The 12,706-nt window shown below is 68.2% G+C and carries 13 protein-coding genes; 10 read left to right on the forward strand and 3 right to left on the reverse strand.

All coding sequences use genetic code 11. The annotated features are described in order from the left end of the window. The first annotated feature begins 21 nt into the window (after positions 1–21). The 4 genes from AC1RSI_RS04160 (at position 22) to AC1RSI_RS04175 (ending at position 3,019) form a co-directional block, all read left to right on the forward strand. Complete coding sequence (locus AC1RSI_RS04160; protein WP_154726525.1) at positions 22–699, forward strand: LemA family protein; 678 nt, start codon at positions 22–24, stop codon at positions 697–699. Next, positions 696–1,526, forward strand: coding sequence for a TPM domain-containing protein (locus AC1RSI_RS04165; protein WP_447941503.1), 831 nt, complete (start codon positions 696–698; stop codon positions 1,524–1,526). Before AC1RSI_RS04160 ends, AC1RSI_RS04165 begins: the two co-directional genes overlap by 4 nt. Next, positions 1,526–2,206 carry a TPM domain-containing protein gene (locus tag AC1RSI_RS04170; protein WP_230307511.1) on the forward strand — a complete coding sequence of 227 codons (681 nt, stop codon included), beginning with the start codon at positions 1,526–1,528 and terminating at the stop codon, positions 2,204–2,206. Before AC1RSI_RS04165 ends, AC1RSI_RS04170 begins: the two co-directional genes overlap by 1 nt. A gap of 75 nt (positions 2,207–2,281) precedes the next feature. Further along, complete coding sequence (locus AC1RSI_RS04175) at positions 2,282–3,019, forward strand: endonuclease/exonuclease/phosphatase family protein (RefSeq protein WP_154725394.1); 738 nt, start codon at positions 2,282–2,284, stop codon at positions 3,017–3,019. 10 nt (positions 3,020–3,029) lie between these two features. On the opposite strand, the gene AC1RSI_RS04180 is transcribed toward AC1RSI_RS04175, so the two are convergent. Continuing rightward, entirely contained in the window at positions 3,030–4,508 is a 1,479-nt protein-coding gene (locus AC1RSI_RS04180; protein WP_154725395.1) for a phospholipase D-like domain-containing protein, read from the reverse strand. A 162-nt stretch (positions 4,509–4,670) separates the two neighbouring features. Here AC1RSI_RS04180 and AC1RSI_RS04185 point away from each other — a divergent pair, with 162 nt between their 5' ends. The 3 genes from AC1RSI_RS04185 to AC1RSI_RS04195 all read left to right on the forward strand — a co-directional run bounded on the left by AC1RSI_RS04185 (position 4,671) and on the right by AC1RSI_RS04195 (position 8,311). After that, complete coding sequence (locus AC1RSI_RS04185; RefSeq protein ID WP_008260729.1) at positions 4,671–4,850, forward strand: hypothetical protein; 180 nt, start codon at positions 4,671–4,673, stop codon at positions 4,848–4,850. Positions 4,851–4,965: 115 nt separating this feature from the next. After that, entirely contained in the window at positions 4,966–7,641 is a 2,676-nt protein-coding gene (locus AC1RSI_RS04190) for a tipN (RefSeq protein ID WP_230307512.1), read from the forward strand. A gap of 79 nt (positions 7,642–7,720) precedes the next feature. Further along, positions 7,721–8,311, forward strand: coding sequence for a C15 family peptidase (locus tag AC1RSI_RS04195; protein ID WP_154725397.1), 591 nt, complete (start codon positions 7,721–7,723; stop codon positions 8,309–8,311). On the opposite strand, the gene AC1RSI_RS04200 is transcribed toward AC1RSI_RS04195, so the two are convergent. Further along, on the reverse strand, positions 8,274–9,476 hold the full coding sequence (locus AC1RSI_RS04200) for an MFS transporter (protein WP_035308472.1): 1,203 nt from the start codon (positions 9,474–9,476) through the stop codon (positions 8,274–8,276). The genes AC1RSI_RS04195 and AC1RSI_RS04200 overlap by 38 nt on opposite strands. Positions 9,477–9,524: 48 nt before the next feature. On the opposite strand from AC1RSI_RS04200, the gene AC1RSI_RS04205 reads away from it, so the two are divergent. Together AC1RSI_RS04205 and pip are read left to right on the forward strand one after the other, a co-directional pair. Further along, positions 9,525–9,881 carry a DUF423 domain-containing protein gene (locus AC1RSI_RS04205; RefSeq protein WP_008260335.1) on the forward strand — a complete coding sequence of 119 codons (357 nt, stop codon included), beginning with the start codon at positions 9,525–9,527 and terminating at the stop codon, positions 9,879–9,881. A 46-nt stretch (positions 9,882–9,927) separates the two neighbouring features. Then, positions 9,928–10,902, forward strand: coding sequence for a prolyl aminopeptidase (pip, locus tag AC1RSI_RS04210; protein WP_008260638.1), 975 nt, complete (start codon positions 9,928–9,930; stop codon positions 10,900–10,902). Positions 10,903–10,962: 60 nt separating this feature from the next. Here pip and AC1RSI_RS04215 read toward each other — a convergent pair whose 3' ends face one another. Next, positions 10,963–11,661 (reverse strand): pirin family protein, encoded by a 699-nt coding sequence (locus tag AC1RSI_RS04215; protein WP_154725398.1) that lies wholly within the window; start codon positions 11,659–11,661, stop codon positions 10,963–10,965. A 117-nt stretch (positions 11,662–11,778) separates the two neighbouring features. On the opposite strand from AC1RSI_RS04215, the gene AC1RSI_RS04220 reads away from it, so the two are divergent. After that, positions 11,779–12,705 carry a LysR family transcriptional regulator gene (locus AC1RSI_RS04220; protein WP_154725399.1) on the forward strand — a complete coding sequence of 309 codons (927 nt, stop codon included), beginning with the start codon at positions 11,779–11,781 and terminating at the stop codon, positions 12,703–12,705. Position 12,706: the final 1 nt, after the last annotated feature.

The raw sequence follows: 12,706 nt of genomic DNA on the forward strand, positions 1-12,706 counted from the left end.
ATCGCCGACAGGGGAAAATCCATGGCTCGCTTCAACGCTCGCGCTCTGGCTCTGACGACCGTTCTCGTCGCGGCGCCCGCCGTCACCGGCTGCGGCTACAACACTATTCCGACCAAGCAGGAACGGGCCGAGGCGGCCTGGGCCGATGTCCAGGCCCAGTACCAGCGTCGCGCCGACCTGGTGCCCAATCTGGTCGCCACCGTCCAGGGCGCGGCGATCCAGGAACGCACCACCCTGACGGACGTGATCAACGCCCGCGCCCGCGCCACCTCGGTCAATGTCTCGGCCGCCGACCTCAGCAATCCGCAGGCCTTCCAGCAATATCAGCAGGCTCAGGGCCAGCTGTCCGGCGCCCTGTCGCGCCTGCTGGTCTCGGTCGAGGCCTATCCCCAGCTTCAGGCCAATCAGAATTTCCTGACCCTGCAGTCCCAGCTGGAAGGCACCGAAAACCGGATCACCATCGCGCGCCGCGACTACAATGAGGCCGTGCGCGACTACAACACCACCCTGCGCACCTTCCCGAACGTGATCTGGGCCAAGACGGTGCATAGCGGATCGCAACCGATGCAGTTGTTCACCGCCACGGCGGAGGCCCAGTCGGCGCCCCAGGTGAACTTCAACCTGAACGGCGCTCCGGCCGCCACGCCCGGCGGCGGCGCCGCGCCGGTCGCGCCGGGCTCGACCCCGCCCGCCCCGTGAGCCTTCGCCCCGTTCGGACAGGACGTCCAGCGGGCGTCGTCGCCAGTCTGTTCGGTCTGATGGCCGTCCTGCTGTTCGCCGTGCCGGCGACGGCGCAGACGAAGCTCGACTTTCCGCCCCTGTCCGGACGCGTGGTCGATCAGGCTGATCTGCTGGATACGGCGACCGAACAGGCGCTGACCGACAAGCTGGCCGCGTTGGAAGCCCGATCCAGCGACCAGTTGGTGGTGGTCACGGTCCGCAGCCTGCAGGATCAGGAGATCGAGGACTATGGCTATCAGCTGGGCCGGGCCTGGGGCATCGGACAGAAGGAGGGCGACAATGGCGCCCTGCTGATCGTCGCGCCGACCGAACGCAAGGTGCGGATCGAAGTCGGGTACGGGCTGGAGCCGATCCTGACCGACGCCTTCTCGTCCATGGTCATCCGCGACGACATCCTGCCGGCCTTCCGCGACGGCGACTATCAGACAGGCGTCGTCAGGGGCGTGGACGCCCTGATCACCCAGCTGGAGCTGGATCCGGCCGAGGCCCAGGCGCGGGCGGCGGCCGCGGCGACCGAACCGGAGGGCGCGGGCGGCGCGGTGATCCTGCCTGTTGTCATCATCGGCTTGATCTTCATCATCTTTTTGGTCGGCGCGATCGGTTCGGGCGGACGCGGGCGTCGTCATCGTCGCGACGGCGTCACTCCCATACTGATCTGGGCGGCGTCGGAGGCTTTGAGAAACGCCGGTCGAGGGGGCGGCGGGGGCGGCTTCGGCGGCGGCGGCGGAGGATTTGGCGGCGGCGGCGGAAGCTTCGGCGGCGGCGGCGCTTCGGGAGGATGGTGATGCGGTTTACCGAAGACGACCGCGCGCGGGTCGCCGACGCCATCGCCTCGGCCGAGCGCGGCACCTCGGGCGAGATATTCTGCGTCGTCTCGCGCGGGGTCTCGTCTTACGCGGATGTCAGCCTGGCCTGGGCGGCCGCCGCGGCCCTGCTGGCGCCGACCGCGCTCATCCCGCTGGGCTTCACCCTGTCCTGGCCGGTCGGAGACGGTTGGGAAGCCGCCCACGTCACGGCCCAGGCCGTCGGCGTCGGTCAAGCCCTGGCCTTCTACGCCCTGGTCCAGGCGGTGATCTTCGTCGCGGTCTTCCTGCTGACCCGCATCCCTCCGGTGCTCCGTTGGATCACGCCGCGCAGTCTGCGTCAGGCCCGTGTGCGCAAGGCGGCCCTGCAGCAGTTCCTGGCGCATGGCGTCCACGTCACGCGCGAGCGAACCGGGGTGCTGATCTTCGCCGCTCTGAAAGAACATCAGGTCGAACTGATCGCCGACGAACTGATCCACCAGAAGGTCGATGAAGGGGTGTGGGCCGACGCTGTCGCCGCCCTGACCCGCGAACTGAAGGCCGGCCGACCGGTCGCCGGCTTCGAGGCGGCCATCGACCAGTGCGGCCGGGTCCTGGCGGCCCATTTCCCGCCCCGCGCCGACAATCCCAATGAACTGCCGGATCATCTGGTCCTGCTTTGATCGTCGCACAGGGGTCGCAATCGGCGGCCAAAAGGCCTAGCCGTCCGCTGGATTCGGACACGTCCCTGGGAAATCATGCCCCGCCTTCTGACCTATAACGTCCATCGCTGCGTCGGGACGGACAAGCGTCTGGATGTCGATCGCATCGTCGCCGTGATCGGCGAACACGAAGCCGACATCGTCTGCCTTCAGGAGCTGGACGTGGGCCGGGCCCGCACCGGCAAGGTGGATCAGGCCGAAGCCATCGCCGAAGGCCTGGCCATGACCTCGCGGTTCCATCCGGCCATGAGGGTCGAGGCCGAACTGTATGGCGACGCCATTCTGACGCCGCATCCGGACAAGCTGATCCGCGCCGACGCCCTGCCGACGGTGCGCGGCATCCCCGGCCTGGAGCCGCGCGGCGCCATCTGGTCCGAGATCCAGATCGACGGCGTCGGGGTCAATGTGCTGACCACCCATCTGGGCCTGGTCCCGCGTGAACAACGCCTGCAGGCGGCGGCCCTTGCGGGCGACGGCTGGTTGGCCGGCTGCACCGGCCCCACCCTGCTGGCAGGCGACTTCAACGCCACTTCGATCACCCGGCCCTACCAGACGCTGGCGCGCCGATTGGGCGATTGTCAGCGCCTTTTGAACCTGAAGCCGTCGGTCAAGACCTTCCCCTCGGGCTTCCCCGCCATCCGTATCGACCATTGTTTCGTCAGCCCGGAGATCCGCATCACAGGGGTCAAGGCGGACTTCTCGCCCCTGGCTCGGGTCGCCTCGGATCACCTGCCGCTGATCATCGACTTCGAGATCGTCCAGCCGTCCCGCTAGGACGAGGCCCCTAGCCGGGGGCCTGGCCGCCTTCCGACGCGGGCCGCGTGCGGTGCGAACGGTTCAGCCTTTTCCAGGGCCGCCAGGCGTCGGTCGATGAGGTGGGGTCGCCCAGTTGCCATTCGGCGAAGATCCGCTGGATCCGCGTCGGCGGATCCGAACCCAAGGACTTGAGCCGGTCACTGCCGAAACTGCTGATGGCCGCGCCCGTCGACCCCAGCACCCCCTCCACAGCCGCAAAATCCTGAGCTGGGACGCCGATCCAGTGACCGATGGTGCGATGGCGATGATGGACGATGACCGCGCGGCCGGCCGCATCGGTCGGCTCGACCGCGACGTCGCATTCGGTGTCCAGCCCCATCGACCGGTTGTTCAGATTGGACGATCCGATCCGCAACAGCCGATCATCGATGATCGACACCTTGGCGTGAACGATGATGCGGTCGCCCTCCGCCGTCAAAGGCGCGAAGGCGAAGAACCGATTGTATTTGTCGGCCTGTTCAAGCCGGTACAACACCTCGGCGCGGGCCGTATCCATGGTCATGCTGTCGAACCAGCTGGGGCTCTTGCCGGTAGAGACGACAACCACTTCCGGGCCGTCGACCTCGGCCAGGCGCTCGGCCAGGGCGGCGGCGATGATCGGCGAGGTGAAATACTGGTTCTCGAAATAGATCAGTCGTTTGGCCCGCCGGATCGCCTCCAGGTGCAAGGCCTCGTTTTCACGCACCTCGTGGCGGCCGCTCCACTTGGGTTCGGTGCGGGCGATGCCGACCGGCGCCTCGGTCATCTGCACCGGCACGCCGTCAGGCCAGGGATCGCTCTCGACCTCGTCCGGCACGGTCCGTTCCCAGGTCGCCTTGAACCAGCGTTCGCGCGCCAGATCGCCCAGAGCGCGCGCGGCCGGCCCATCCATCACGCACATCACCTCATGCCGGGCCTTGCAGATCACGCCGTTCGGCAGGGCGCGACGCGGATCTCCGTCCAGATGTTCGACAGAATCCCAACGATCCGTCGAGATGTCGCCCCCGCCGCAGAAGGCGACGCGGTCGTCAATGACGATGACCTTCTGGTGGTGACAGGCCCCGATTGGGCCAGGCGCGTCCATGCGGAACTCGACCATCCGCCTGCGGAACCAGCGCTGGGCGCGGTGGGGATAGAAGCCCTGGGACGCGGCAATCAGCAAAGGCGACTTCCAGATCAGCAGCCGGACGTCCAGGTCCGGCTTGCGCTTCACCAGCATGCGCAACTGGTGGCCGATCTCATGCTGTCTTTCGCCGGGCCGGGTCTCCGGATCCAGGTGGGTGCGGGGGTCGAACTGCCAACCCAGGACAACGATCGACCGTTCAGCTTTCTGGAGGGCGGAGGACAGCGCGTCGAAATAGGTTTCGTTCTCCATCAGGATGGAAAACCTGTGCGCGATCTCGCTGCGCCAGACGCCCGCTCCGGGGGTCAGCAGACTGCCGTCATAGCTGTCGCCGTCTTGGGTCATTCAGCCTGCCTGCCCGATTCGCATGACACCGCGATGCGGACGCCCTCCTCTTCTCCGTTTCATGCACGCCACGCCCGGTCAATCTTTACGCGGCGGGATTGTGACGTTCGCCAAACAGGCGCATAAAACAATCGGCCATGGGGGCTGTTGGAGACGCCGTCTATGCAGGCGCTGGTGGAACTGATCGCTGGCTTCATCGCATTGCTGGCGGCTGCCGTACTGTCGCAGTTCGGCGTCGACATCCATTCGTCCCAGCCTGCGGAACGCGAAGTCCATCGCAGCGCAGACTGCCGTCCGGACAAGTCCGCCGCCTTCAGCGCAGATACCAGGCGCGATTGCTGATCGCGAACAGTCCACGTCTGTTGAATCTGTACGGCTTGGACCTTGGGTTTTGACCCGCTAGGGTCGAATCGGCGCGTTCTCGCGCGCCACGCGCATGAATCGAGCTCGACGCCTGATGAAATCCCGTAACCGGCCGCCGCTTAAACTGACCAACGACGAGGCCGTCCCGCCCCTCGAGATGCCGGACACGCCTGCGTCTGACGTCGAGATCGAAGTCGAGGTCGGGCCGACGCCCGAGATTGAAGCCGAGCCGCATGCGGAGTTGGAGCCTCTGCCCGTAAGGCCGCCCGAACGGCCCATGTCCGAACGCCGCCGCCGCCGTCTGGCGGAAGAGGCGCGCCAGGCCGAGGAACGCGCCGCCGCCGCTCTGAAACCCAAGCCGGAGCCCCTGCCCGAGGCCGAGCCTGCCCCGCCGCCCGTCGAATCCCTCGACGTCGTCCCGTCCGTCGCGCCGGAGATCGATCCGGAACCGACGTTTGAATCTTCCGCCGCTGTCGAGATGGCCGTGGCCGCAGGCAAGCCCCCGGCGCCGTTCGAGCTGTCGTCGCCTCAAACCCTGAGATCAAGCGTTTCCGCGCGTGCTGCAGCGACCGCGAGCGGCCGGACCGCCTATCTGATCGCCGTCCTGGCCTCGGCCCTGTGGATCGGCGGTGTCGCTTCATGGGCCGCGTATGAGTTCGGCTCCGGCGCGGCGGACCTGGATCCGTTGCGCTTCGCCATCTACGCCCTGATGGCGCTGGCGCCGGCCGGCCTCGCCATAATGCTGGCCCACGCCGTACGCCAGGGCGCCGGTCTGGCCGCCGAGACACGGCGCGCCCGCGATATGGCCGAGGCCCTGGTCGCCCCCACCGCCCTGGCCGCCCAGCAGACCGGCCAGGTGCTGAATTCCCTGCGGACCGATATCGACCACGCAGCCCTCGCGGCCGAACGCGCCCGCAACGACATGGTCCTTTTGCGCCAGGCCCTGGCCGAGGAGACGGATCGCCTGAACGCAGCCGCCGAGAACGCCGCCCGCACGGCGCGTCGCCTGACCGAAAACCTCGCTCGCGAGCGTGATCAGATGCAGACCCTGGGGGTCCATCTCGACAGCCAGGCCACAGGCGTCATCGATGCGGTCGAGCGGCAGTCGCGAATGGTCGCCGACGCCTCCGACCTGGCCCAGGCCCAGCTCCGCGAGGCCGAGGCCGCCCTGGCGGCTCGCGCCGCCGATCTGGCCGCCGCGGCCGGCGAGGCCCAGGACGCCGCCCGCGTCGCCGCCGACGACCTGGCCCGCCAGACCATACGGCTGGAAAACGCCGGCTCCGGCGTGGCCGAACAGATCCAGTCGGTCGAACAGGGGCTGAGCCAGCAGCGCGCCGCCCTGGTCACGGCCGCCTACGCCCTGCGCACCGATCAGGAAGACTTCTCCGCCCAGGTCGAGAGCCAGCGGGCCCAGTTCGTCGAAAATCTGTCGGCGACACGCACAGCCGCCGATGAAATGGGCCGGACCTCTCAGACGTCGATCGAGAGCCTGCGCGAAATCCTGGAAGCCGCCGGCGACCAGTTCCGCGCCCTGGTGGACATGTCCCAACGCGAGGCCGACGGTTTCGACGCCGCAACCAAGGTTTCGCTGGATCGGTTCGAGGCCCTGGCCGCCGACGCCCGCGACACCCTGATGGAGGAAACCCGCCGGGCGCTGGAACAGATGCGCGCCACGGCCGAAGATTCCCGCGCCGCCGCCGCCGACGCCGCCGAACAGGCGCGACTGCGCGCCGACCGGCTGGGCGAGGCCTTGTTCGAGGCGGCCCAAAAGGCCGATCAGGCCGCCGACGCCCGTATCGAGGATGCCCGTCGCATCGTCGGCGAGACCTCGGGCCTGGTGGACGAGGCCGGCGAGCGGATGGTCAAACGGCTGGAAAGCCTGGTGGACCGCCTTAACTCCGCTCTGTCCGAGATCGACACCGCCGTCGCCGATGTGGACGAACGCGCCGCGCGTCTGCCGGAACAGGCGCGCGCCCGCGTCGACGCCGTCCGCGCGAGCGTGGAGGAAGGCCTGGCGTCCCTCGCCGCCGCCTCACGCAAGGCCGCCGAAGACACGGAGGCCCTGGATGTCGGCTTCCAGGAACGGGTCCGCCGCAACTATGACATGCTGACCGAGGCCGTGCGCCTGATGGGGGTGGTCTCGGGCGACGCCCCGACCGGCCGTATTCGCGAGCTTCCGCCTGAGCCGGAACGCCATCGGCAGCCGCGAAGCGCCACGCCGACCGAGCCCTCGCCGGAAGACAGGGCGGCCGACAGGGGCTTCGGGCTTCGCAATCGTCTGCGTCTGGCCCCGACGGAAACGCCGCGCGCTGCGCCCGCGCCGGACGCCGGCCTCGACTGGAACGATCTGGTGTCCGGCGGCCGCGACGATCCGCCTCTGGATCTGGACACGCCGACGGCCAGCCCTGCGGAAACCGCCGCCCTGTCGGACCGGGTCGCGGCCGCGATCCGCCGCATGGGCGTCGATCCCAATGCGCTCCTGCCCCGTTCACGCGTGGAAGAGGCGGCGCGTATGCTGGGCGACGGCGACGCCGACGGCGCGCGTCGCATCGTGCGCCGTGTGGCGCCGGCCGCCGTCCGCAGCGTCTCGCGCCGTGTGCTCAGCGACCCCGAACTGCGCGCCGACGCCGAGCGCTATGTGGCCGTCTTCTCTCAGGACATATCCACCTACGCGCGCAGCGGCGACGCTCAGGCCGTGCAGAACCGCCTCGCCTCTGACGGGGGTCGCGCCTTCATGCTGTTGGACGCGGCCGTTGGAGACCTCGGTTGAGGCTTGACGGCGGACCCAAGTTCGAGCCACCTGCCTCGGTCACGAAAACGTCACGCGGTGGGCGGGGTTTAAGGTCGAAATGACGAACGAGACCGAAGGCCCCAACCGGCCTGACCGACGCCCCGGAATCGCGATCTGCACCTATGACGGCGATTCCGGCTGGGATCTGGTCGAGGATCTCTCCGGCGAAGCCTGGAGTCCCCCGGGGGCCCGCACGATCCGGGTGTCCATGGGCGATCCGGACGCCCTGGCCGACACCTTGGGCGCGGATCTGAAAGACGGCCGCTGCCGCGCCGTTCTCCTGGTCGGTCGCACGCACAAGGGCGCCGCCTTCCGCATCCAGATGCGGGCTGAAAACAGGGCCTTGGACCGAAAGGACCGTCTGTCTGTCACCGGTCCGGGCGTGGCCCGCACCACCGCTCCCGTCGCCGACATCCTGCGCGCCCTTCACGCCTCCGGCCTGCCCGCCGAGGCCTCGTCAGAGGCTGAGGACGATGCGGGCTCCTATCTGCTCTATCGCATCCTCGCCGACCTCGACGATGGACCGCACACCCCCGCCGTGGGCCTGTTGCGGTCTCCGGCGTCCGCCGATGAGACGGCGGTGAAGAAGGCGGTCAAGGCCGCCGCCTCGATCATGGCCGGCCATATGGCCCTGTCGCCTCGAACCTAGCCCGAGCAACCAGCATCGGCTTCAAGGCCATGACGGCGATCAGGCCCAATCCGGCCAGGCCGGCCATCGCCAGATATCCGCCCGCGCCATAGGCGTCGTACAGCGGACCGCTCGCCAGGGTCGCCAGACCGATCAACACCCCCGCCGACAGGGTCGAGCTCAGGGTCTGGGCCGCCGTCTGGCTGTCGCGTGGGGCCAGCCGTTCGATCAGTTCGATCCCGGCCAGATAGCTGGCCGCAAAACTGAGGGCGTGCAGCGCCTGGAGCGGCCACAGGATCCACAACGGGGGCGCCGCCGCCATCAGCCCCCAGCGCAGCACGGCCGCCGCCGCAGCGAGCGCCAGCAGCGGCCAGGCTCCAATTCCGCGACGACGACGCCAGGGATCGACAATCCACATGAAGCCGATCTCGGCCGCCACGGCGAAGGCCCACAACAGCCCCGTCAGATGCGGTTCAATCCCCTGCCCCCGCCAGACAATCGCGGAGAAACCATAGTAGAAGGCATGGGCCGCCTGCACCGCGCCTATGGCGACCAGGGCCGTCACCAGAACGGGATCTTTCAACAGCCGCCCCATGCCCCGAAACCGATCCCAGCCGGGGATCGGAGGGCCGTCATGCACCGGCTCGGCGGGCAGCACCCGCCAGGCTACGACCGCTATGCCCAGACAGGCCAGGATCACGCCGACGATGACCGCCTCGGGCCCCGTCGCCCGCAGGACGAACCCCACGGCGATATTGGTCGCGACAAAGGCGGCGGAGCCGAAACCGCGCGGCACGGCGAAGCTGAATCCTTCACGACGGGCCAGTCTCAGGGTGAGAACGTCCGTCAGCGGGATGATCGCCGCCGCGCCTGTCGCGCCGATGAACCAGCAGACCGCCCAGGCCGCGAATCCTTCGGACAGACCCGCCGCTCCGTATCCCAGGCCGGCCAGGGCGGCGAGAAGGGCTATAGGCGTGCGGCGATAGCGAAAGCCGTCGGCCCAGACGGCCAGGGCAGGCCCCGTGATCAGCCGTCCCAGCATGGGGGCGGCCAGAAGGACGCCGATCTCCGCCCCGCTCAGTCCCTGGGCGCGCATCCAGAGGCCGGCGTAGGGCAGGCTGACGCCCAATCCGCCGAACATCAGGACATATTGCAGCGCCGCGCGCGATCTGGATCCCAATTCCATCGCCCGCGCATAGCAGACTTCCCGGATTCGTCAGGCTAGGTTCCTTGCATGACACCGAGTCGCAATCTGATCGTCTTCGCCGCCCTGAACGGGGCTCTTGCCGTCGCCCTGGGCGCCTTTGCGGCCCATGGCGCCGGGCCGCAGGTCAAGACGCTGCTGTCCACCGGCGCCCATTATCAACTGGCCCACGCCGTCTTCGCCCTGGCCTGCACCCTGTGGACCGGCGGCGGTCGATGGGCGCGGATCGCCGGCTGGCTGGGCGCGGCGGGCGGACTTGTGTTCTCGCTCGCCCTGGCCTTCGTCGCCCTGCTCAGTCTGCCCGTCATGGGCGCCGTCGCTCCGATCGGCGGCCTGCTCATGATCGCCGGTTGGCTTTGCCTGGCCTTTGCGGCATTTCGTTCCTAACCCTCAGTACGGCCGCATACGGGCCCAATAGAAAGACCTCGCAAGCATGGCCTTCCCCACGCCCGTCGAGCCGCGTCGCGAACTCTACCCCGAGATCGAACCCTTCGCCTCAGGCTGGATGACCACCGACGGCGTCCACGAAATCTATTACGAGGAAAGCGGCAATCCGCAGGGCCGGCCGGTTCTGGTGCTGCACGGCGGACCCGGCGGCGCCGTCAATCCCGGCATGCGCCGCTATTTCGATCCGGCCCAGTATCGGATCATCATGTTCGATCAGCGCGGCTGCGGCCAATCCCGCCCCCACGCCTCGCTGGAAAACAACACCACCTGGACCCTGATCGAGGACATTGAGCGGCTGCGGGAACGGTGCGGCGTCGACAAATGGGTGGTGTTCGGCGGGTCCTGGGGCTCGACCCTGTCCATGGCCTACGCCATCACTCATCCTGAGCGCGTCCTGGCCCTGGTTCTGCGTGGCATCTTCCTGCTGACCAGGAAGGAGTTGCACTGGTTCTATCAGGACGGCGCCTCGATGATCTTCCCGGACGCCTGGGAAAGGTTCGTCGCCCCCATACCCGAAGCCGAACGCGGCGACCTGATGGGCGCCTATTACAAGCGGCTGATCGGTGACGACGTCGCCGACCGCGAACGTTGCGCGGTCGCCTGGTCCAGCTGGGAAGGCGAGACGGTCAGCGTCGAGGGCCCCAACGCCAGGCCGGACAAGTTCGCCGAACCCGAATTTGCGGTCGCCTTCGCCCGGATCGAGAACTGGTTCTTCACCAACGCGGGCTTCTTCCCCGAGGATGGCTGGATCGTGAAGAATGTGGACCGGATGCGCCACATCCCCTGCTGGATCGCCCAGGGCCGGTTCGATGTCGTCACCCCGATCGCCAGCGCCTGGTCCCTGCACCGGGCCTGGCCCGAGGCGAAGCTGGACATCGTCGCCGACGCCGGCCACGCCTCGTCGGAGCCGGGCATTGTCGACAGCCTGGTCCGCGCCACAGACTGGGCCGCCGGACTCTGATCTCAGAAACGGGCGAATGACGGCGCCGGGCAGGTTCGTCCCGCCCGGCGCCGTTCGTCGTCAGGCCGCGTCCACCAGCACGACCTCGGCGTCCGAGATCGCCCTGACGGTCACGACATCCTCCTGGGCGATCGCAGCGCCGTCGCGGGCGTTCAGGCGAACGCCATTGACTTCGATCTCGCCCTTGGCCGGAACCAGATAGGCGCGGCGGTTCGATCCCAGGGCGTAGTCGGCGCTGTCGCCGGCGTTCAGGGTCGCCGCCACGATCCGGGCGTCGGTGCGGATCGACAAGGCGTCCGCATCACCTGCAAAGCCCGAGGCCAGGACCACGAACTGGCCCGAACGTTCGCCTTTGGGGAAGGGTTTGGTGCCCCAGCTGGGCGCCTCGCCACGCTTGGTCGGCTCGATCCAGATCTGGAAGATCCGGGTCAGATCGGGCTCGGCGTTGTATTCCGAGTGACGGATGCCGGTGCCCGCGCTCATCACCTGGACGTCCCCGGCCACGGTGCGGCCCTTGTTGCCCAGGCTGTCCTCATGGGTGATGGCCCCGTCGCGGACATAGGTGATGATCTCCATATCGGCGTGCGGATGGGGCGGGAAACCGGTGCCGGCGGCGATTTCATCGTCGTTCCAGACCCGCAGATTGCCCCAGCTCATCCGCTTGGGATCATAATAGTTGGCGAAGGAGAAGTGATGCTTGGCGTTCAGCCAGCCATGGTTGGCGCCGCCCAGCGATTCAAACGGTCTACGCTCGATCATCGGTCTATCCTCAGGCCGGGCCGTCCCGGCGTCATTGACTTGACGCCAAGATAGAGATCGACGACCGAACAGAAATAGAAACACCTGAAACTCATCGTTTCCAACGCAGAGGCCGCCATGTCCCGCCTGCCCGACCTCGAGGCCATCGCCATCTTCGCCAAGGTGGCGGAGGCCCAGTCCTTTTCCGGCGCGGCCGACGTAATGGGAATGTCCAAGGCGACCGTGTCCAAGGCGGTTACACGGCTGGAGCAGCAGCTGAAGACCACCCTGCTGCACCGGACCTCGCGCCGCTTCTCCCTGACCGACGCGGGTCGGACCCTGGCGGCGCGCGCGGGCCTGATGCTGGCCGAGGCCGAGGGGGCGGTGTCGGAGGCCCTGGACATGTCGGTAACGCCGCGCGGCCTCGTGCGGGTGGCCGCCCCCATGTCCTTTGGCATGGCCTATGTCGCCCCCGCCCTGCCCGAGTTTCTGGCCACCCATCCCGACGTCTCTGTCGACCTGCATCTGTCGGACGAGGTGATCGACCTGGTCGGCGGCGGATTCGATTGCGCCCTGCGCATCGCCACCCTGCCGGATTCCTCCCTGACGGCGCGTCGCCTGAGGCCTGTCGAGCGCCGGCTGGTGGCCTCGCCGGACTATCTGGCCCAGCGCGGCCGCCCGACCCATCCGCACGATCTGGAACGTCATGCCTGTCTCGGATACGCCTATATGCCCACCCCCGACGTCTGGCGGTTCATCAATGACGCGGGGGAGGAAGTGTCGGTCCGACCGCGCGGCCCGCTTCGGGCCAACAACTCAGACGCCCTGACCGCCTCGCTTTGCGCGGGCCTGGGAGTCTTCCCTCAGCCGGACTTCATCTACTGGAAGGACGTCGCCGACGGTCATCTGGAGACGGTGATGAGCGACTGGCGACTGGCGCCCATCGCCCTGCACCTGGTCGCGCCGGGCGGCGGGCCGCGACCGGCGCGGGTCACGGCCCTGATGGACTATCTGGCCAGACGGTTCAGCGGCCCCCTGTGGCCCGGTGATACGGTCGGGCGCTGAC

It is taken from the genome of Brevundimonas sp. GW821-FHT10E09 (assembly GCF_058809375.1).